Here is a 19,971-nt window from a genome sequence, read left to right on the forward strand (position 1 = left end):
ACAGCGGGTCAATGCACACGATATGGCACTGGGTGCGGGCAGGCACAAGGCCCGGATGCATCCTTTTCACATTCATTCACGCCCGGACCACGTCGCGCGGACGACGCTGGAGGCCCAACGAACGCTTTCCTCGGAGGGTTCATGGACGCGGTTCAGGCCATTGCACCGCCTTTCGCCCTGCTTGCCACCGCCAGCCCGCGCGAGCTGGACTGGATTGCCGCCCTCGGCAGAACCGCCGAGCACGCGCGACACCGCGAGGCACTGGAACAGGTGGTGGGTGCGCAGCACGGCAGGTTGCACGAGGACCAGATGTGGTTCCCCTACGAGGTGATCGAACTCGGTGCCATGCAGTGCGAGAAGGGGCACGAGCGCGAGTTCGTGCTGTGCACGCTGCTGGTGTTCATCGCCGCCCAGGCGGACCAGGCAGAAGTGAATCTGGACCTGCACTTCGACGATCACGCGACGGCCTATGAGGATCTGCCGCCGGTGCTGCGGGATGTGGTGCTGGATGCGTACGAGGCCAGTCGCGCCGCGTAGAGCCGGGCTTGCCCGGCTGCCTTTGGCGCAGCGGGGCAAGCCCCGCTCTACGGAATCACTGGCACATCAATACAGCGGCTCCAGCGACGCCTGCGCCAGCACGGGCAGCGCCGCCTGCCCGTTGACTGCGGCGGCCAGCACGGCATCCGGTGCATCCACATCGATGCCCTGCCGCGAATACCACTCCGGGTTGTAATAGCTGTGCGCATAGCGCTCGCCGCTGTCGCACAGAATCGTCACGATCGATCCGCTGCGCCCGGCCCGACGCATCTGCTGCGCCGCATGCAGCACGCCGATGAAGTTGGTGCCGGTGGACCCGCCCACGCGGCGGCCGAGCTGACGGCTGACATGGCGCATGGCCGCCAGGCTCAGCGCGTCCGGCACCTTCACCATGGCATCCACGCAGGTCGGGATGAAGCTGGATTCCACGCGCGGGCGGCCAATGCCCTCCACCCGCGAACCGCCGGCACAGGTGAGCTCGCGCCACGGTTCGCCGGCGAGTGCCGCACAGTAGCCGTCGTAGAACACCGATATTTCCGGGTCCGCACACAGGATGCGGGTGTCATGCCGGCGGTAGCTCACGTAACGACCCAGCGTCGCCGCCGTACCGCCGGTGCCGGGGCTGCAGACGATCCATTCCGGCACCGGGTGTGGCTCCTCGGCCATCTGCTTGAAGATGGACTCGGCGATATTGTTGTTGGCGCGCCAGTCGGTGGCCCGCTCGGCGTAGGTGAACTGGTCCATGAAGTGGCCGCCGGTTTCGCGTGCCAGCCGCTCCGATTCGCAGTTCAGATCGCAGGCGCGTTCCACCAGATGGCAGCGGCCACCGTGGAACTCGATGGCGGCGATCTTTTCCGGCGAGGTGCTGGCCGGGATCACCGCGATGAACGGCACCCCCAGCAGGCGGGCGAAATACGCTTCGGACACCGCCGTGGAGCCGCTGGAGGCCTCGATGACCGGCCGCCCCTCGCGCAGCCAACCGTTGGCCAGCGCGTACAGGAACAGCGAGCGCGCCAGGCGGTGCTTCAGGCTGCCGGTGGGGTGGCTGGATTCGTCTTTGAAGTACAGCTCGATGCCCGGGTAGCCCGGCAGGTCCATCGGGATCAGATGGGTGTCCGCGGAGCGGTTGAAATCGGCTTCGATCTTGCGGATGGCCGCGGCCACCCATTCACGCTGCGACATGTCGACGAACAGTCAAGGAGATGCTGCATTCTACGTCGCCTTGCCACCGGGCCGCTAAACTGAACGGCCTGACGTTCCGTTTTCATGCACCCGAGGACCCCCATGACCCTTGCCTTCCAGTCCCAGCCCGGCGTGGCCGCCCAGCCGCCGGCTGAAACCACCGGTTTCGTTTTCAACCACACCATGCTGCGGGTGAAGGACATCACCGCCTCGCTGGACTTCTACACCCGGGTGCTGGGGTTCCAGCTGCTGGACCAGCGCGACTTCCCGGAAGCGCAGTTCAGCCTGTACTTCCTGGCCCTGCTGCCCGCGGGCACCGCCATTCCGGAGGGCGATGACGCCCGCCGCGTGTGGATGGCCGGCATTCCCGGCGTGCTGGAGCTCACCCACAACCACGGTACCGAGAAGCAGGACGGCCCGGTGTACCACGACGGCAATTCCGACCCGCGCGGCTTCGGCCACATCTGCGTGTCCGTGCCGGACATCAAGGCCGCCTGCAAGCGCTTTGACGACCTGCAGGTGCCCTACCAGAAGCGCCTGGAAGACGGCCGCATGAAGCATCTGGCCTTCATCAAGGACCCGGACGGCTACTGGGTGGAGATCATCTCCAACACCCCGGTCGCCTGATTGGCAATGGGGCGACGACCAACGGTCGTCGCCTACCGGGCACCGCGATGCCGGTAGATGACGACCGTTGGTCGTCATCCGAACCGCACGTCGCCACAACTCGCCCAGTGTTATACATGCCCCTCCTCATCACGAAGGACCCGGCATGGAAACCATGGAACTGCATCGCGGCCGCCTGATCGACCATATCCAGCTGGTGGTGCGTGACTTGCCCGCCAGCCGCCGCTTCTACCAGGCGGTGTTCGACACCATCGGCATTCCGGTGGCCGGCGAAGGTGAGGATTACTTCTGGGCCGATGAACTGTTCATCTCCACCGCCAGCAGCGAGGCGGCCGCCGGCGAGCTGACCGGGCGGCATCATCTGGCATTCCAGGCGCGCGATGCGGCCACGGTGGATGCGTTTCACAAGGCAGCGATTGCAGCTGGCGGGAAGGACAATGGTGCGCCCGGTGAGCGGCCGTATCATCCCGGGTATTACGGCGCGTTCGTGCTGGACCCGGATGGAAACAACATTGAAGTGGTGTACCACGGGCCGGCGACCTATAGCGCCGATTCGGTGAAGGTCACGTTCTGACCCTGAACTCTTCAGCGACGCGGACTCCCAATCTCACACATTGAGACCGAACGCCCCTACCGTTTCCGCATGGAAACGCTGCGCAAACTCGCCATCCTCGCCGACGCCGCCAAATACGATGCTTCCTGCGCCTCCAGCGGCGCAGGCAAGCGCGACTCGCGCGCCAGCGGCGGCATCGGCAGCACCGACGGCCCCGGCATCTGCCACAGCTACACCCCGGATGGTCGCTGTGTTTCCCTGCTGAAGATCCTGCTCACCAACTTCTGCATCTACGACTGCGCGTACTGCGTGAACCGCGTCTCCAGCAACGTGCAGCGCGCCCGCTTCACGGTCGAAGAGGTGGTCGCCCTGACCATGGACTTCTACAAGCGCAACTACATCGAAGGCCTGTTCCTTTCCAGCGGCATCATCCGCAACGCCGACTACACGATGGAGCAGATGGTCGAAGTGGCACGCCAGCTGCGCGAGGAGCACCGCTTCAACGGCTACATCCACCTCAAGACCATTCCAGAAGCCTCCCCGGAGCTTCTGGCTGCGGCCGGCCGTCATGCCGATCGCCTGTCGATCAATGTGGAGCTTCCGACCGAAGCGGGTCTGGCCAACTTTGCACCAGAGAAGTCGATGCCCTCGATCCGCAGCGCGATGGGTGAATTGCGTTGGCGCATCGAGGAAGCCAAGGAGGCGAAGGCCGCGCCCGCCGCCACCGTCGCACCGAGCGCCACGCAGACCGCAAAAGCCCCCCGACGCCGCCCCCGCGCTCCGCGCTTCGCCCCGGCCGGCCAAAGCACGCAGATGATCGTCGGGGCCGACGGAGCCAGCGACCAGCAGATCCTCACCGCTGCCGACAGCCTGTATGGCAACTACCGCATGCGGCGTGTGTACTACTCCGCGTTCAGCCCGATTCCCGATGCCAGCCGCATCCTTCCCGTGCAGGCCCCACCGCTCGCACGCGAGCATCGGCTGTACCAGGCGGACTGGCTGCTGCGCTTCTATGGCTACGACGTGGAAGAGATCACCGACACCACCCAGGGCGGCATGCTCGATCTGGACATCGACCCGAAGATGGCATGGGCGATCCGCCATCCCGAGCGCTTTCCGGTGGACCTCAACCGCGCGCCGAAGGAAATGCTGCTGCGGGTGCCGGGGCTGGGCGTACGCAACGTGAAGCGTGTACTAATGGCGCGTCGTCACGGCCGCCTGCGCGTGGCCGACGTGGCCCGCCTGCGCGCTCCCATGAGCAAACTGCTGCCGTTCGTGCAGCTGGCCGACCATCATCCACGCAACGCGCTGGACAACCCCGGTGCACTGCGCGCCCGCCTCGCCCCGCCGCCGAAGCAGGCGTCTCTGTTCGACGCGGTGGCCGGCTGAGATGGACCGCTGGAGTGTGCGGGTCGATCCGCCGTGGTCGCTGGAGGCGTGGCGTGGTGCCGCGCGTGTCGCGTTACAGTGCGACGTGGCTCCCGAACAATTGGATTGGTTGCAGGGCGATGCCGGTGGGTTGCTGGACGCACCTTCGCTGACCCAGGCCATGCCTTCCCCATCGTCCCCCACCGTCGCCGTGCCGAAAGACTTCGTCGAACTGGCCGCCACCTGCCTGTGCCATCGCGACCCGCAGCGCATGCCGCTGCTGTACCGCATGCTGTGGCGCATCACCCATGGCGAACGCGCCCTGCTCTCCAATCCCGCTGACCCGGACGTGATCCGCGCGATGGCGTTGGCGCAGGCGGTTCGCCGCGACAGCCACAAGATGAAGGCGTTCGTGCGCTTCCGCGAGGTGCCCGGCGCGCCGGACGCGTTCATTGCCTGGTTCGAGCCGGACCACCACATCGTGGATCGGGTGGCCCCGTTCTTCCAGCGTCGTTTCACCGGCATGCGCTGGTCGATTCTCACGCCCTATCGCAGCGTGCACTGGGATGGGCAGCAGCTCGCTTTCGGCCAGGGCGCTCAGCGCAGTGATGCGCCTGCCGAAGACGCGCGCGAGGAACTCTGGCGCACGTACTACGCGCACATCTTCAACCCCGCGCGCTTGAACACCCGGATGATGCAGCAGGAGATGCCGGCGAAGTACTGGAAGCACCTTCCGGAAGCGTCGTTGTTGCCCACACTGGTACGCGACGCCGGTGACCGCGTGCAGGAGATGCATGACCGCCAGGCGCAGGCACCGCAGCGCCGCATTCCCGAGCGCCCTATTCCCCTGCGCCAGCCGGCCACGGCGCGCGGTGATGATCTGGACGGACTGCGCACCGCAGCAGCAAGCTGCCGCCAATGCCCGTTATGGGAACCCGCCACCCAGACCGTGTTCGGCGAAGGCCCGCATGATGCGCAGATCATGTTGGTGGGCGAGCAGCCCGGCGATGCGGAGGATCTAAGTGGCCATCCCTTCGTCGGGCCGGCCGGGCAGCTGCTCAATCGGGCTCTCTTGGAGCTTGGAATTGATCGCAGGACGCTTTACCTCACCAACGCGGTGAAGCACTTCCGCTTTGAGCGGCGTGGCAAGAAGCGTATCCATTCGAAGCCCCAGGTGACCCACATCAATGCCTGCCGACCGTGGTTGCTGGCCGAGATCGAGCAGGTGAGTCCGAAGGTGATCGTGTGCCTGGGCGCGAGTGCTGCGCGGGCGGTGTTTGGCAGCGGATTCAACCTGAGCCGTGATCGGGGGCGTTGGCACACGCTGGAAGATGGCACGCGCGGGTTTGGTACGGTGCATCCGTCGTGGGTTCTGCGTCAGGAGGTTGGGAAGCGAGAGGCGGCGTATCGGCTGCTGGTGGATGACCTGATGGCCTTGCGTACGCATTCGACCTAGCCATCGCCTTGTAATTCGCGACATTACCTGCCCGCTGATTACGGCCCCTGCGCATCATCAGAAATAGTTGTTTGCGTCATCATCCATCGCCTTTCACACGAAACGGGCTGTAGCGCGTGGACACGGGATTCCGAAGACGAATCTGGTCGTCCGACTCCCGTATGCTCAGTCCATGACTACTCGAAAGCCAACTTCAAAAGAACGCGCCAGCGAGAAGCTGGAAAGCCCTCGGCCTAAGCTCCAGCCACACATCGGAAAGTTTAATACTGAAACACCGGAAGAGGAGATTCGGCGGATATACACCATGACGCCCGAGGAAGTAGACGAGATCATACGCATGTCTGGAATCCTCACTTATGCCGGCAATCTGAAGCGCAGCTACCGATGAATGACGGCCACCTGCAGATCGGCTATCACGGCTGCGACGTCACAGTGCGGGATGCCCTGGTCGCAGGACGGCTGATACCTGCATCAAGCGACAACCAGTACGACTGGCTTGGTCCCGGCTTCTACATGTTCGAAGGGGACCACGACCGTGCCATGGCGTTCGCCGAAGCCGCTGCCAACCAACCACAGCGAAGGCTGACGGCGCGGCCGATTGCCACACCTGCCGTTGTTGGCTGCATATTCAGCGTCCATCGATGCTTGGATATGACCACTAAAGCTGGACGACTGGAATTCGAGAACGCGTATCTCCTACTTCACGCGCGCCGCATAGTCTCTGGGGATCAGCTTCCTGTGAATTCCGCTGCCAACGCAGGTGACGAGGAGATGTTGCTGCGAGGATTGGATCGCGCTGTATTTCAGTTCATCCACGCAAAGCGGGTACGCACCCATCGCGACGACCATTTCCAGGCTGTCCGAGGCGCATTCCGACAAGGTCCCGAGATTGCCCCCAGCTCTGGCTTCCACAGAGACAGCCACGTCCAGATCGCGCTTCGCGACTTCACCTGCATCAAGGGCTGGTTCCTGCCGGAGGGCGAGCAGCTGCTGGATCAGGCTCAAATGACCGAAGCGCGTGCCGCGCTCCATGCCGCACGCCTGAACTACGCAAAGGTACGCCGGCGAGCGTAGCGTCACGCTTCCACCATCACCGGAGCAGAAGAAAGAACGCCGGACAGATGCCCGGCGATTTGATCCCTTCTGACGCCCCGATCAGAACCGGGCGCGCACGCTGAACATCACGTTGCGGGGATCCGCATAGTAGGTGTTGAACGTGTTCGGACCGTACTTGCGGAAGTAGCTCTTGTCGAACAGGTTGTTGACGTTGAGCTGCAGGCTGATCGCTTCGGACAGGTCATAGCCCGCCATCACGCCATAGACCGCGTAGCCACCCTGGCGCGAGGTCACCCCACGTGAGGTCACGTAGGTATCGCTCTGCGCCTGCACCGATGCGCCTGCGCGGAGCTTGTTGAGCACACCCGGGAACCGGTAGCTGGTGGACAGGCGCAGCAGGTGGCGCGGATCGGCCGAACGCAGCGGCTGGCCGAGATTGGCGGCGCTGGGGTCCCGCAGGTACTCGGTGCGGGTATTGGTGTAGCCGGCCATCATCTGCCAGCCCTCGGTCAGCTGGCCGCTGACTTCCGCTTCCCAGCCCTGGCTGCGGGTCTTGCCACCGTCGACCTTGCAGTAGCCGGTGGTGTAGTACGGCAGGCAAGGGTTGGCACTGGACGCGTCGTCCATCGCGCGACCGACGTTGTTGATGCGGAACGCCGACAGCGCCGCATTCAACCGTCCGGCGAAGAATTCGCCCTTGATACCCGCCTCGTAGTCCTGGCCGGTGATCGGCTTCAGCAACTGGCCGTCGGCCTGGTAGGCATTCTGCGGGACGAAGATCTCGCTGTAGCTGGCATACAGGCTCAGGGTCGAGCTCAGGTCGTAGACCAGGCCCGCATACGGCATGAACTCACGGTCCACGCTGTAGTTGCTGGCCGGATTGGTCGGCACGCTGTATTCCCACCAGTTCAGACGGGCACCAACGAGCGCGGTCAGCGGATCGGTGATCGAGATACGCGCCACCGCGAACACGCCCTTCTGCTGCGTCTCGTTGTTGATGCCACCGTAGTAGGTGCCGACGTCGCCTTCCTGCGGCGGTGCGTAGCTGGTGTACGGGTCCCAGGTGCGTGCGTCGACGTTGCGGATGCGGTTGATGCCCCAGTAGCCCGACGAGTTGGCGGTCTTCACGTTGCGGCCTTCCGCGCCCACGGTCAGCTGATGCGTGCGTTCGAACAGCTCGACCGGGCCTTCGGCGACGAAGTTGACCGCATTCTGGTGGCTGCCCGCAGGACCGTAGATGGCCGTATCAACGTCGACCAGGTACGGATTGCTGGTGTTCGAACGCGAGAACGAGGTCTGGATGAACGGACCGTTGTAGCCGAAGCGGGTGAACGCATAGCTGAGCGCGGTGCGCCAGCCATTGCCGAAGCGGTGCTCCAGCGACAGGAATGCCTGCTGGTTGTAACGGTTCCACTGGTTCCACGAGGCACCCAGGTAGGTGCTGCGCGGCAGGTCCAGCGCGCGCCCGTCGAAGTCACTGGGCATGCCGCCCCAGGAGCCGGTGGCGTCCAGGTCGGTCTGCTGCAGGCTGGCGGTGAGCAGCGTGGCGTCGGTCAGATCGGCCTCGATCACGCCGTACACGGTGCGCTTCTCTTCCTCGCGCGCCTTCTGGAAGAAGTCTTTCTCGTCATAGGCGGCCACCAGGCGGCCACGCACCGTGCCGGCACTGTTGAGCGGGCCGGACACATCGGCCTCGGCGCGGCGACGGTCCCAGCTGCCCAGGCTCAGCGCGCCGCTGGCCTGGAAGGTTTCGGTCGGACGCTTGCGCGCGATGTTGACCGTCGCCGACGGGTTGCCCGCCCCCTTCAGCAGGCCAGCGGCACCGCGCAGGATTTCCACGCGGTCCAGCACAGCGGTATCAGGCTGGATGAACACCGAGCCGGACTGGTCGATCGACAGGCCATCCATCTGCAGCGCGTCGATGGAGAAGCCACGCGAGAAGTAGGTCACGCGCTCGCTGTCGACATAGTCGACGGTGACGCCGGGGGTGTTCTGCAGCACGTCGTGCAGGTCCAGCAGCGCACGATCATCCAGCAACTGGCGGGAGATCACGGTGACCGGCTGCGGGGTCTGGCGGATGCTCTGCACGCCCTTGAACAGCGTGGTGGCCTTGGCACCATAGTTGCCTGAGCCTTCCGTATTGGCATCGCGGCTGGCGCGGACGTTCAACGTGTCCAGCGTCTGCGCCTGATCCGCGTCGGCGGCCAGGCCATCGGCGAACGCCGGAGTCGCGGCAAGCAGAGCCAAGGACAGCGCGCTCATGCGCAGGGCCGGCAGACGCGTGAAGGGCACGCGGGCCGGGTTTAACGTGAGGGAAGGCATCGAACGTAACTCCTGACGGGAAAGCGGTGACCGCATTGGCCAGCGCTGCGTCAGTCGGACGGCCACCAATGCAAATGAGTTGCAATTGCAGCCATTATCGGGTTGCCTTCAGGATTGTGCAAGTTTTGTTAAGGCTTCAAAGTGCTGGTTGGCCGGCTATTCGAACTGTTCAAATTGTCCGAATGCTGTCCGAATCCCTGATCCCGTCAGTCGCATCGCCGCGCCTTGCTACGCGTTCGCGCGAGCTGTCCAAGTAGAGCGGGGCTCTGTCCCGCTCCCCGCAATCTAGAAGTCGCAGCCGCCTACAGGCACCCATCGAATGGCATCACCAAACCTGCAGGGCTCCATCGGCAACGCCACCGGAGTATCGGGCCCAACCGTTACCACACCGGTTGAACCTCCTCCGCCTCCTCCCCCACCTCCACCCACGCCCCCACCCGGTCCACCGCCGCCACCAATCGGTGACGCATTGCTCATTGTCCCGCCACCCCAGAAGTCGTCTGTTTCAGTGATCGTGTAGGTCGTGCAGAAGCCACGGCTGCAAACGCTAATGCTGTCGCCAGTGAACAACCGATCCCGGTTCTGCGCCATCTTCCGCCGGTACTCATTCAGGAATGCCAATGTAGAAGGGTCGGGCATGCGTGGCGCGACCAAACATGCACCGCAGTAGTAAGGACCAAAGTGGCGCGGCGGTATGACGTTGGTTGCGGCCGCAATCCCTATGCCAAGCGCGGCAATGCCGACGAAAATTATGATTCCATTCCTTTTGACCATTTTTTCTCTCTTCAAGGTTCGCAACAGGACGAGTAGATCTGGCGCGACAGGGCGACCGCCGATTCCCGTTGCTTGATTGATAGCCCTTCTTCAAGGTCCCGCATCGTGATTGGCGCGGACAAACCGGTTTGAATCCTGTTTGCAGCTAACGCATACGCGTAGGCCATTTCCCGGTTCTTCTGGACGATCAAGCCTCTGTCATAGGCATCGGACAGCCGCAGAACGGCGTCGAGATTGCCGGTTGCAGCAACGTCATGAAGGTAGGTCGCGGCGTTCTCCTTCCACGCGATGATCGACTCGGGGTTGTTCAACCTCTCGAAAGGGTCGCCAAGCACCATTGCTGTATCGATCGTGTAATAGAGCTTTGCTTCGATGGAGCCTTGTTGTGCGGCGAGCGCCAGCCATTTCCCCTCCATGAACCCGGCGTCGCCATAGAGCTCGCTGCACTCTCGAAGTTTTCGCTCCATGGTCTGCAGCTCCACCATGCCAACTGGTGGTGTCCCAACTCCAGCTGGCCCGTGGGTTGATTTGCCGAGTTGATTCCTGCAATCCATGACGGCCAGGTAGATGTCGAAGGTCGCCAGTGCGTCTCCACTCTCCGACATGGCAAGACGTTCCTTCACGTATGCCAACGCGTCTCCAGGAGGGCGGATATCCCCCACCCTGGCAATCTGATATGACCGGGCTCCCAGGCTCTGGAATACCTCAGGATGGATCCGTTCCCGAACCTCCTCCATCGAAAGCCGGCGGCCTGGCAGCTGACGGCCTGGGCTAGGAGGTATTGCCGCGAGGCGTGACCGAGCATCGTCCCTGCAACCCTCGTCATGGCAGGCCGCCTCATCGGTTGTCCTCATCAGCGCAGGTAGCGCTGCTGTAACGATGAATGCGACAGCCAGCGCTGTTGCTACGATGGTCTTGCGGTGCTGCATCCGTGCACTTCCTCTCCGGGATTCGAAACAGCGCTCGTTCGCCGAGAGCCGATCCTCATCCTGCCGGGAAGACCGTCGCACCACTTCAAGAAATCAATCAGATCCGCCAGGATTCAATGCCACGCACCCGTCGCGGGTGCTGACGCATCGACGTGCCTTGAGAAGAAACGCAGACTGACGGAGTCGTAGAGCGGGGCTTGCCCCGCTCTACGACCGAAGACAGCGTCAGTGAGCCGCCATGTAAATATCCTGGAGAACCGCCTTCTCCAGCTCCAACTCCCCAAGCAGGTTCTTGACAATATCGCCCAGGCTGAGGATGCCAACAAGACGATCACCCTCGGTCACCATCAAGTGCCGATGCCGCGAGTACGTCATCAACGCCATCGCCTGCTTCAGCGTGGCCTCGGGCGAGATGCCTTCCAACCCGGCAGAGGGTAACGAGGAGATGACCCGCCGACCGGCCTGCGGGCCATCGTCGGCAAGGCTGCGCACGATGTCTTTCTCGGAAATGATCCGGACCGGCACATCGTCGCGGGTGACCACCAGCGCGGCGATCTTGTTCGCACTCATCTTGTGCGCTGCGGCACCGATGGTGTCTTCCACGTCGATGGTGATGACGGCTTGTTTCTTCAGCTGCAGAAGTTCACGAACGTTCATTCTGGTTCCTGTTGCAGGGTACTGAGTGAGTCAAGTGACAGTTCGTCGCAGAACCGGTTGACGACTCTGAGCATCGCACCGGGCGTAGAACCGGCGCTGAATGTTCCGGGCAGCGGAGGCTAAAGTTTTTCGAGCAGCCAGCTTTGGCACAGGAGATGCCTATTCATCATTTCCCGGAATGCTTGACCTGCCTCGATCAGACGGGAAATGATCCAGTACCGTCCCGTCAATGGAACTGACCGTGTACCTTCGTGATGTCATGGTGTTACCTACCGAACACAGCAGAGAAGGCAACCTCCGCCTTCGCGCCGCCAGTGACCACGTACTGAATACCCTTCGCCATTACCTGCCGAAGAAGTACGACTTCAACGGCATGTGGCGACTGGTCATTTACCTAGGCCCGAACACGGACGGCAAGCGGTTTTGGTCGCCAGAGGCCACCGGTGGTGTCGGCGAGTTTCTCGCTGACAGCTTCGATCTGGATGGCTGGTTCGATGCCCCGCAGGACAAGCAGGACGTGCGCATACTGCAGTGCGTGGAAGACGCATTGGTCGAACGCGCCGTTGAGTTTGGTACCGATGCAGAGCCACTACGCACGGCAGTACAGAGCGTCCGCGACGCAGGCTATCGCCTGGACACCGAACTGCCCTGCTCCCGCACCCACCCCAGCCGGAAGTTCCGGGTACGACTGATCCGTCGCTTTGCACCGGGCGGTACGTTTGTCATTGTCCGGGTGACCACGCCGAAGGGCGAAGTCCTGCACGAAGAGGAACTACTTGCCGGAGCATGGGTGGTCACGGTGGGGGACGACTATCGCGGCGGCCGTTGGAACGGCGATGCACTGGAAATACTGGACGTATCAGGAAGAATGACCACTACAGTCTCGTGCACCCCTTATCTATCCGTCTGATTCCGACTGTTTCGTCACCTCACGTAGGCGCCGCTGCGCACGAGCCATGTCGTCTAGAGCGGCGGTTATGAACGTAGCGTCGCCACGGCTTTCCGCAATGCATGCGTCAAGGTATGCGAGCATTTCCTCCCGCGTATGCAGATGCTCGGCCACGTCGAACCTGGTCAGCAAGGGGCTTCCTTCGGTTTCCACTGATGCCATGCCCTGTCTTCTCGGAGGATGGCGAGCATCTTGTCACCTTGCGATCCAGTAGAGCCAATCAAGACATCCAATGTCGTGAATGACTTGAGTTTGCAGTCTTTGAACCGTTATGAATTAGTCTTGGCAATGAGCACCGCTACTTGTGGCCTTGGCCACCAGTGCAGGCTCTGGAGCCTGAACTCTCCTTGGACGCCGTTTTAATCAACTTCCCGCCCCATTGGCAGGAAGCAATCCAAGAGGAGATTGTGAATGTGCAAGAAGACCGACAGCTCGCTCAGTGCTGACGCAGCAGACGAGGCAGAATCCAAGGCCACCAAGAAGCCCAGCGCCGGCTGGTACCGCCCCCGATATGTGCGCGTCGGCGTACTGAATGGCCCAGACGGTCGCCCCGTCATCGTGGATGGCGTCGAGGTTCCCTACTTCAAGATGCGTGGGATGTGGATACATCGGATGGGTGGCACGGCGCGTAGTCGGCTTCGTATCGATGAAGAGCCAGGGCGGATCATTCTGTCGGTGGACACGCCAGTGGTTAAGGTGAAGAAGGCACGGGGGAAGGTCCCGGCGTAGCCGGCGATGCGCGGGCCGGAACGGAGAGCGGACACGCATGGCGTGTCCCTACGGGTTGGAATGCGAAAAGGCCGGTTTTGGCCGGCCTTTTCGGGGAAGAGCAGCGGGGCAAGCCCCGCTCTACGGGATTCCCATCAGTGTCGGCGTTCCCGACGGCGGTGGGATCGTCGAAGAGAGCCTTATTCGACGGTGACGCTCTTTGCCAGGTTACGCGGCTTGTCCACGTCGGTGCCGCGTGCCAGCGCGGTGTGGTACGCCAGCAGCTGTACCGGGATGGTATGCACCACCGGGCTGAGCACGCCGGCGTGGCGCGGGGTGCGGATGACGTGCACGCCTTCGCTTTCGGCGAAGTTGCTGTCCTGGTCGGCGAACACAAACAGCTCGCCGCCACGGGCACGCACTTCCTGCATGTTCGACTTCACCTTTTCCAGCAGGCTGTCGTTGGGGGCGATCACCACCACCGGCATGTCTTCGTCCACCAGCGCCAGCGGGCCATGCTTGAGCTCACCGGCCGGGTAGGCTTCCGCGTGGATGTAGGTAATTTCCTTCAGCTTGAGCGCGCCTTCCAGTGCGATCGGGTAATGCAGGCCACGGCCGAGGAACAGGGCGCTGCTCTTGCGTGCGAAGCGCTCAGCCCACGCGGCAATCTGCGGCTCCATGTTCAGCGCGTGCTGCACGCTGCCCGGCAGGAAGCGCAGCTGCTCGAGGTAGTCGGCTTCCTGCGCGGCATCTACGCGGCCGTGCAGCTTGCCCAGCACCACGGTCAGCTGGAACAGCGCGGCGAGCTGGGTGGTGAAGGCTTTGGTCGAGGCCACGCCGATCTCAGCACCGGCGCGGGTGTAGCAGACCAGCTCGCTGGCGCGCGGAATGGCGCTCTCCGGCACGTTGCAGATCGACAGCGTGTGCTTGTGGCCCAGGCTCTTGGCGTACTTCAACGCCTCCATCGTGTCCAGGGTTTCGCCAGACTGCGAGATGGTGACGATCAGGTGCTTGGGGTTGGCATAGGCGGCGCGGTAGCGGTACTCGCTGGCGATCTCCACGCTGCACGGCAGGCCTGCAATGGCCTCGATCCAGTAGCGCGCGGTCAGGCCGGAGTAATAGCTGGTGCCGCAGGCGAGAATCTGCACGCCTTCGATGCCGGCCAGCACGCTTTCAGCGTTCTTGCCGAACAGCTCGGCCGGGAAGCCACCGGCGTCGATCGCCGCTTCGATGGTGTCACCCAGCGCGCGCGGCTGCTCGTGGATTTCCTTCTGCATGAAGTGGCGGTACGGGCCGAGTTCCAGCGAGGCCAGCGACACATCCGACAGGTGCACGTTGCGGGTGACCGGCTGGTCGTGCTCGTCGTACACCTGCACGCCGTCACGGCTGACTTCGGCGGTGTCGCCCTCTTCCAGGAAGATCACCTTGCGGGTGGCCGAGACGATGGCCGACACGTCCGAGGCGACGAAGTTCTCGCCCTCGCCCAGGCCGACCAGCAGCGGGCAACCCATGCGGGCGCACACGAAATGGTTGGGTTCGGCGCGGCTCATCACCGCCAGCGCGTAGGCACCGGTGAGCTCCTTCACCGTGCGCTGCAGCGCCGTGAGCAGTGAATCGCCGCCCTTGAGGTGGTAGTGCATCAGGTGGGCGATCACCTCGGTGTCGGTCTGCGACTCGAACACGTAGCCGAGCGCGCGCAGCTTCTCGCGCTGTTCTTCATGGTTTTCGATGATGCCGTTGTGCACCAGCGCCACGCCGTGGCTGATGTGCGGGTGGGCATTGGCTTCGGTCACGCCGCCGTGGGTCGCCCAGCGGGTGTGGCCGATGCCCAGCTGGGCGTCGAAGCCTTCGCTGGCGGCGGCCTTTTCCATTTCGGCCACGCGGCCGGTGCGGCGCACACGGCGCACGTCGGGCTGGGCCTGGGTCTTGTCGATGACGGCAATGCCGGAGGAGTCGTAGCCGCGGTATTCCAGGCGCTTGAGGCCTTCGATCAGAACTGGAACCACATCGCGATCGGCGATCGCACCCACAATGCCGCACATAGCGTCGTATCCCTGCTGTAGAGGCCCGCATTCTAACGTGGCCGCCCGGAAGGCTAGGTGCGTGTCCGCTTAACAAAAGTGTCCGGCACACTGTCCGCGGACACCCGGACAACCTTGAGGGTTACGCAAGCCATTGTTTTCCAAGGGCTGAAAGTTGGCACGAAGTCTGCTTTGTATTCACGCAGACCCAACGCGAACGAGCCCGATGATCCGCGACACTTCCGCCCAGGACCAATCCTTCGCCCCGACGGCCACCGCCGCCCCCTGGAAACGCTGGCTATGGCCGGGCCTGGCGGCACTGGTGGTGCTGCTGGCCATCGGCTTCGCGGTGCGGGCCTGGCTGGGTGCCAGCCGATCGGTGGACAGCAGTCGCGTCCGCATTGCCGAGGTGACCAAGGGCGACCTGGTCCGCGACATCGCCGCCGACGGCCGGGTGATCGCCGCCAACAGCCCGGTGCTGTATGCGATCTCGGCCGGCACGGTGGACCTGAAGGTAGTCGCCGGCGACGTGGTGAAGAAGGGCCAGGAACTGGCGGTGATCGACAGCCCGGAGCTGCGCAGCAAGCTGGCCCAGGAACAGGCCACCCTGGCCGGTCTGGAAGCCGAAGCCAGCCGCGCCCAGCTCGACGCCACCCTGGCCCGCGCCAAGGCACGCAAGGACACCGACCAGGCCAGCATCGAACGGCAGGCCGCCGAACGCGACCTGCAGCGCTACCAGCGCGGCTATGACGGCGGCGCAGTGCCGCAGATCGACCTGGCCAAGGCCAACGACACGCTGAAGAAGGCCGACATCTCGCTGGCCAACGCCCAGACCGACGCGCGCCTGCAGGGCCAGGGTGCCGACCTGGACGCCCGCAACAAGCGCCTGCTGGCTGACCGCCAGCGCGCGGTGGTGGACGAAGTGCAACGCCAGGTGGACGCACTGACCCTGCGCGCCCCGTTCGATGGCCAGGTCGGCCAGGTCCAGGCCACCCAGCACACCCAGGTGCCGGCCAACGCCCCGGTGCTGGGCGTGGTCGACCTGTCGCGCTTCGAGATCGAGATCAAGGTGCCGGAAAGCTTCGCCCGCGACCTGAGCATCGGCATTCCGGCCCAGCTCACCAGCGGCAACGGCCAGCCCTTCCCGGGCGAAATCAGCGCGGTGTCGCCGGAAGTGGTGGCCGGCGAGGTGAACGCCCGCATCCGCTTCAGCGACAAGCAGCCGCAGGGCCTGCGCCAGAGCCAGCGCATGCAGGCCCGGGTGGTGCTGGATACCCGCCGCAACGTACTCAAGGTGGAACGCGGCCCGTTCGTCGAACAGGGCAACGGCCAGGCATACGTCATGAATGGCAGCACTGCGGTGCGCCGCCCGGTCCAGCTCGGCGTGAGCAGCCTGGGTGAAGTGGAAATCCTCTCTGGCCTGCAGCCCGGCGACCGCGTCGTGGTGTCTGGCAGCGACCTGTTCGGCGACGCCGAACAGGTGTCCATCAATTGATTCATTCCCACGAACTGAAAAGGAAATAGCCATGCTTGAGATGCGCGCGGTTGCCAAGGTGTTCCGTACCGAACAGGTGGAAACCCATGCCCTTCGTTCGTTGGACCTGCACGTCCGCGAAGGTGAATTCGTCGCGGTCACCGGCCCGTCGGGTTCGGGCAAGACCACCTTCCTCAATATCGCCGGCCTGCTGGAAACCTTCACCAGCGGCACCTACCTGCTCGACGGCCAGGACGTGAGCAAGCTCGGCGACGACGCCCGCAGCAAGCTGCGCAACCAGAAGATCGGCTTCATCTTCCAGGGCTTCAACCTCATTTCGGATCTGAACCTGTTCGACAACGTCGACGTACCGCTGCGATACCGCGGCATGCCGGCGGCCGAACGTCGCCAGCGCATCGAACACGCGCTCAAGCAGGTCGGTCTGGGTTCGCGCATGAAGCACTACCCGTCCGAACTGTCCGGCGGTCAGCAGCAGCGCGCAGCGATTGCCCGCGCCCTGGCCGGTAGCCCGCGCCTGCTGCTGGCCGACGAACCGACCGGCAACCTGGACAGCCAGATGGCCCGCGGCGTGATGGAGCTGCTGGAAGAGATCAACGCGGCCGGCACCACCATCGTGATGGTCACCCATGACCCGGAACTGGCCGCACGTGCGCAGCGCAACGTGCACATCGTCGATGGCCAGGCCACTGACCTGGTGCGCGAACCGGTGCTGGCCACGCCGCGCCCCGTTGTCGCCACCGTCAACGAGTGAGGCCCGCCATGATCGCCTACTACTTCCGACTGGCACTGCGCAGCTTCCGGCGCAACAAGGTGCTGACCGCGCTGATGGTGGTTGCCATCGCGCTGGGCATCGGTGCCTCGATGACCACGCTGACCGTGTTCCACGTGCTTTCCGGCGACCCGATCCCGAGCAAGAGCGACCGCCTGTTCGCGGTGCAGGTCGACCCGCGTCCGCTGCCCGGCTATCAGCCCGGCGAGGAGCCTGAGGACCAGGTGACCCGCTTCGACGGCGAAACCCTGCTGCGGGAAAAAAAGGCCACGCACCAGGTCCTGATGACCGGAGGCGGCCTGACCGTGGAGCCGGAGAACAGTGCACTGCGTCCGTTCGACACCGATGCGCGCTATACGTCTTCGGATTTCTTCGCGATGTTTGAAACGCCATTCCTGTATGGCCAGGGCTGGAAGGCCGACCAGGACGAAGGCCGTGGCCGCGTGGCGGTGATTTCCAAGACCCTCAACGAGAAGCTGTTCAATGGCCAGAACAGTGTCGGCCGCACCCTGCGCATCGACGGCCATGGCTTCAACATCATCGGGGTGATGGACGCATGGAACCCGAACCCGCACTTCTACGACCTGGAAACCGGCCGTTACGGTGACAGCGAAGACATCTTTGTGCCCTTCTCCACCGCCATTGACCTGAAGTTCGGCCGCAACGGCAACATGAACTGCTGGGACAACACCAACGGCGAAGAAACCGCATTGAACGCACCCTGCACCTGGCTGCAGTACTGGGTGGAGCTGGCCAGCCCCGGTGATGCCGCCGGCTACAAGGCTTACCTGGAGAACTACTCGGCGCAGCAGAAGGCGGCGGGCCGTTTCCAGCGCCCGGCCAATGTGCGCCTGCGCAACGTCATGGATTGGCTGGACTACAAGAAGGTAGTGCCGAGCGACGTGCGCCTGCAGCTGTGGCTGGCACTGGGCTTCCTGCTGGTGTGCCTGATCAATACGGTCGGTCTGCTGCTGGCCAAGTTCCTGCGCCGCAGTGGTGAGATCGGCGTGCGTCGCGCGCTCGGTGCCAGCCGTGGACAGATTTTCCTGCAGTCGCTGATCGAAGCCGGCACGGTGGGCCTGGCGGGCGGCGTGCTGGGTCTGGGACTGGCGATGCTGGGACTGTATGCGGTGCGCCAGCAGCCGGTCGACTACGCCAAGCTGGCGCAGCTGGATGGCCAGATGCTGCTGCTCACCTTCGGCCTGACCCTGTTCGCCAGCCTGCTGGCGGGCTTCCTGCCGGCGCTGCGCGCCATGCAGGTGACCCCGGCCATTCAACTCAAGTCGCAGTAAGGATCCGGAGAACACCATGGATATTCGTCCCATCCTGACCACGCTGCGCCGGCACAAGACCGCGGCCGCGCTGATCGTGCTGGAAATCGCGCTGACCTGCGCGATCGTCTGCAACGCGCTGTTCCTGATCGGCCAGCGCATCGAGAAGATCAATCAACCCAGCGGCATTGCCGAACAGGAACTGTTGGAAGTGCGGCTGGGCGGCATTGGCACCCAGGTGAACGCGACCGCCCGCACCCGTGAGGACCTCGCCGCGCTACGGGGGCTGCCGGGGGTGAAGAGCGCGGTGGCGATCAACCAGCTGCCGTTCCGCCGCAATTCCTGGAACACCAGCCTGCAGCTCACGCCGGACCAGGAACGCCCCACCCTCAACGCGGCGCAATACTTCGGCGGCGAAGGCGCACTGGCCACGCTGGGCGTGCAGCTGATTGCCGGTCGCGATTTCCAGGGCGACGAGATCCGCGACCTGGAAGAAGTGATGAAGGACGAGGAGATGGAAGCCCGGGGCTCGGTCGTCATTGTGAGTGAGGCCACCGCACGCAAGATGTTCCCGAATGGCGATGCACTGGGCAAGACCATCTATACCGGTCGCATGCCGCTGCGCGTGGTCGGAGTGATCAAGGAACTGGCGCGTCCGGTCACGGTGGAATCCAACACCACCTACTCGATGATCCTGCCGGTGCGGGTCAACTATGACCTCGGCTTCTACCTGATCCGTGTCACCGATCCGGCGCGCCGCGACGAGGTTCTGGCCGCTGCGGTCAGCGCACTGGACAAGGTGGATTCCAGCCGCCTGGTGCGGGCCAAGAAGACCTACACCGAGCAACGCGAGAAGTACTTCCAGAACGACCGCGCCATGGTCGGCCTGCTGATCACGGTGTGCGTGGCCCTGCTGGTGGTGACTGCACTGGGCATCGTCGGCCTGGCCAGCTTCTGGGTGCAGCAGCGCACCAAGCAGATCGGCATCCGCCGGGCGCTGGGAGCGACCCGCGGGCAGATCCTGCGCTACTTCCAGACCGAGAACTTCCTGCTGGCCACGGTGGGCATCGTGCTGGGCATGCTGCTGGCCTACTCGATCAACCTGTGGCTGATGAGTGCGTATGAATTGCCGCGCATGCCGGCCAGCTACCTGCCCATTGGTGCGGCCCTGCTGTGGCTGCTGGGCCAGGTGGCGGTGTTCGGCCCGGCCCATCGCGCCGCAGCGGTTCCCCCCGCCGTTGCCACCCGTAGCGCCTGACCCTGCTGGCCGGTGCAGCGCCTTTCGAGGCGCTGCACC

The 19,971-nt window shown here is 63.9% G+C and carries 17 protein-coding genes; 12 read left to right on the plus strand and 5 right to left on the minus strand.

What is annotated here, in order from left to right:
- The first annotated feature begins 141 nt into the window (after positions 1-141).
- On the plus strand, positions 142-537 hold the full coding sequence (locus PDM29_RS04280) for a hypothetical protein (protein ID WP_311192652.1): 396 nt from the start codon (positions 142-144) through the stop codon (positions 535-537).
- A gap of 66 nt (positions 538-603) precedes the next feature.
- On the opposite strand, the gene PDM29_RS04285 is transcribed toward PDM29_RS04280, so the two are convergent.
- Entirely contained in the window at positions 604-1,719 is a 1,116-nt protein-coding gene (locus PDM29_RS04285; protein ID WP_311192653.1) for a PLP-dependent cysteine synthase family protein, read from the minus strand.
- A 102-nt stretch (positions 1,720-1,821) separates the two neighbouring features.
- Between PDM29_RS04285 and gloA the strand changes: the two genes are divergently transcribed.
- From gloA to PDM29_RS04310, 5 genes are all read left to right on the plus strand, one after another.
- Entirely contained in the window at positions 1,822-2,346 is a 525-nt protein-coding gene (gene gloA, locus PDM29_RS04290) for a lactoylglutathione lyase (RefSeq protein WP_311192654.1), read from the plus strand.
- Between the two features lie 145 nt (positions 2,347-2,491).
- The gene (locus PDM29_RS04295; protein ID WP_311192655.1) at positions 2,492-2,920 is read left to right on the plus strand and encodes a VOC family protein; all 429 of its coding nucleotides are present in this window, start codon (positions 2,492-2,494) and stop codon (positions 2,918-2,920) included.
- 69 nt (positions 2,921-2,989) lie between these two features.
- Positions 2,990-4,288, plus strand: coding sequence for a putative DNA modification/repair radical SAM protein (locus PDM29_RS04300; protein WP_311192656.1), 1,299 nt, complete (start codon positions 2,990-2,992; stop codon positions 4,286-4,288).
- A 1-nt stretch (position 4,289) separates the two neighbouring features.
- Positions 4,290-5,723 carry a UdgX family uracil-DNA binding protein gene (locus tag PDM29_RS04305; protein ID WP_311192657.1) on the plus strand — a complete coding sequence of 478 codons (1,434 nt, stop codon included), beginning with the start codon at positions 4,290-4,292 and terminating at the stop codon, positions 5,721-5,723.
- A 384-nt stretch (positions 5,724-6,107) separates the two neighbouring features.
- The gene (locus tag PDM29_RS04310; RefSeq protein WP_311192658.1) at positions 6,108-6,797 is read left to right on the plus strand and encodes a hypothetical protein; all 690 of its coding nucleotides are present in this window, start codon (positions 6,108-6,110) and stop codon (positions 6,795-6,797) included.
- A gap of 81 nt (positions 6,798-6,878) precedes the next feature.
- Here PDM29_RS04310 and PDM29_RS04315 read toward each other — a convergent pair whose 3' ends face one another.
- From PDM29_RS04315 to PDM29_RS04325, 3 genes are all read right to left on the minus strand, one after another.
- Complete coding sequence (locus tag PDM29_RS04315) at positions 6,879-9,101, minus strand: TonB-dependent siderophore receptor (RefSeq protein ID WP_311192659.1); 2,223 nt, start codon at positions 9,099-9,101, stop codon at positions 6,879-6,881.
- Between the two features lie 785 nt (positions 9,102-9,886).
- Positions 9,887-10,804: a hypothetical protein gene (locus tag PDM29_RS04320; RefSeq protein ID WP_311192660.1), complete on the minus strand. Its 918-nt coding sequence runs from the start codon at positions 10,802-10,804 to the stop codon at positions 9,887-9,889.
- A gap of 225 nt (positions 10,805-11,029) precedes the next feature.
- Entirely contained in the window at positions 11,030-11,461 is a 432-nt protein-coding gene (locus PDM29_RS04325) for a CBS domain-containing protein (RefSeq protein ID WP_282297064.1), read from the minus strand.
- A gap of 229 nt (positions 11,462-11,690) precedes the next feature.
- On the opposite strand from PDM29_RS04325, the gene PDM29_RS04330 reads away from it, so the two are divergent.
- Positions 11,691-12,371, plus strand: coding sequence for a hypothetical protein (locus PDM29_RS04330; protein WP_311192661.1), 681 nt, complete (start codon positions 11,691-11,693; stop codon positions 12,369-12,371).
- Positions 12,372-12,821: 450 nt separating this feature from the next.
- Positions 12,822-13,139 carry a hypothetical protein gene (locus PDM29_RS04335; RefSeq protein ID WP_311192662.1) on the plus strand — a complete coding sequence of 106 codons (318 nt, stop codon included), beginning with the start codon at positions 12,822-12,824 and terminating at the stop codon, positions 13,137-13,139.
- 179 nt (positions 13,140-13,318) lie between these two features.
- On the opposite strand, the gene glmS is transcribed toward PDM29_RS04335, so the two are convergent.
- Positions 13,319-15,160 carry a glutamine--fructose-6-phosphate transaminase (isomerizing) gene (gene glmS / locus PDM29_RS04340; protein WP_311192663.1) on the minus strand — a complete coding sequence of 614 codons (1,842 nt, stop codon included), beginning with the start codon at positions 15,158-15,160 and terminating at the stop codon, positions 13,319-13,321.
- 205 nt (positions 15,161-15,365) lie between these two features.
- Between glmS and PDM29_RS04345 the strand changes: the two genes are divergently transcribed.
- From PDM29_RS04345 to PDM29_RS04360, 4 genes are read left to right on the plus strand one after another with little or no spacing between them, the layout of a single operon-like run.
- Positions 15,366-16,634: an efflux RND transporter periplasmic adaptor subunit gene (locus tag PDM29_RS04345; RefSeq protein WP_311192664.1), complete on the plus strand. Its 1,269-nt coding sequence runs from the start codon at positions 15,366-15,368 to the stop codon at positions 16,632-16,634.
- Positions 16,635-16,665: 31 nt separating this feature from the next.
- Positions 16,666-17,385: an ABC transporter ATP-binding protein gene (locus PDM29_RS04350; protein WP_311192665.1), complete on the plus strand. Its 720-nt coding sequence runs from the start codon at positions 16,666-16,668 to the stop codon at positions 17,383-17,385.
- A gap of 8 nt (positions 17,386-17,393) precedes the next feature.
- The gene (locus PDM29_RS04355) at positions 17,394-18,695 is read left to right on the plus strand and encodes an ABC transporter permease (protein WP_311192666.1); all 1,302 of its coding nucleotides are present in this window, start codon (positions 17,394-17,396) and stop codon (positions 18,693-18,695) included.
- A gap of 16 nt (positions 18,696-18,711) precedes the next feature.
- Positions 18,712-19,932, plus strand: coding sequence for an ABC transporter permease (locus PDM29_RS04360; protein ID WP_311192667.1), 1,221 nt, complete (start codon positions 18,712-18,714; stop codon positions 19,930-19,932).
- The last annotated feature ends 39 nt before the right edge of the window (positions 19,933-19,971 follow it).

This window comes from Stenotrophomonas oahuensis (assembly GCF_031834595.1).
Taxonomy (GTDB): domain Bacteria; phylum Pseudomonadota; class Gammaproteobacteria; order Xanthomonadales; family Xanthomonadaceae; genus Stenotrophomonas; species Stenotrophomonas oahuensis.

Bases quoted from the DNA above. Each gene is read 5' to 3' on its own strand.
- PDM29_RS04305 (WP_311192657.1), top strand. From the start codon at position 4,290: ATGGACCGCTGGAGTGTGCGGGTCGATCCGCCGTGGTCGCTGGAGGCG.
- PDM29_RS04280 (WP_311192652.1), top strand. From the start codon at position 142: ATGGACGCGGTTCAGGCCATTGCACCGCCTTTCGCCCTGCTTGCCACC.
- PDM29_RS04300 (WP_311192656.1), top strand. From the start codon at position 2,990: ATGGAAACGCTGCGCAAACTCGCCATCCTCGCCGACGCCGCCAAATAC.
- PDM29_RS04360 (WP_311192667.1), top strand. From the start codon at position 18,712: ATGGATATTCGTCCCATCCTGACCACGCTGCGCCGGCACAAGACCGCG.
- PDM29_RS04345 (WP_311192664.1), top strand. From the start codon at position 15,366: ATGATCCGCGACACTTCCGCCCAGGACCAATCCTTCGCCCCGACGGCC.
- PDM29_RS04355 (WP_311192666.1), top strand. From the start codon at position 17,394: ATGATCGCCTACTACTTCCGACTGGCACTGCGCAGCTTCCGGCGCAAC.
- PDM29_RS04335 (WP_311192662.1), top strand. From the start codon at position 12,822: ATGTGCAAGAAGACCGACAGCTCGCTCAGTGCTGACGCAGCAGACGAG.
- gloA (WP_311192654.1), top strand. From the start codon at position 1,822: ATGACCCTTGCCTTCCAGTCCCAGCCCGGCGTGGCCGCCCAGCCGCCG.
- PDM29_RS04350 (WP_311192665.1), top strand. From the start codon at position 16,666: ATGCTTGAGATGCGCGCGGTTGCCAAGGTGTTCCGTACCGAACAGGTG.
- glmS (WP_311192663.1), bottom strand. From the start codon at position 15,160: ATGTGCGGCATTGTGGGTGCGATCGCCGATCGCGATGTGGTTCCAGTT.
- PDM29_RS04285 (WP_311192653.1), bottom strand. From the start codon at position 1,719: ATGTCGCAGCGTGAATGGGTGGCCGCGGCCATCCGCAAGATCGAAGCC.
- PDM29_RS04295 (WP_311192655.1), top strand. From the start codon at position 2,492: ATGGAAACCATGGAACTGCATCGCGGCCGCCTGATCGACCATATCCAG.
- PDM29_RS04325 (WP_282297064.1), bottom strand. From the start codon at position 11,461: ATGAACGTTCGTGAACTTCTGCAGCTGAAGAAACAAGCCGTCATCACC.
- PDM29_RS04315 (WP_311192659.1), bottom strand. From the start codon at position 9,101: ATGCCTTCCCTCACGTTAAACCCGGCCCGCGTGCCCTTCACGCGTCTG.
- PDM29_RS04330 (WP_311192661.1), top strand. From the start codon at position 11,691: ATGGAACTGACCGTGTACCTTCGTGATGTCATGGTGTTACCTACCGAA.
- PDM29_RS04310 (WP_311192658.1), top strand. From the start codon at position 6,108: ATGAATGACGGCCACCTGCAGATCGGCTATCACGGCTGCGACGTCACA.
- PDM29_RS04320 (WP_311192660.1), bottom strand. From the start codon at position 10,804: ATGCAGCACCGCAAGACCATCGTAGCAACAGCGCTGGCTGTCGCATTC.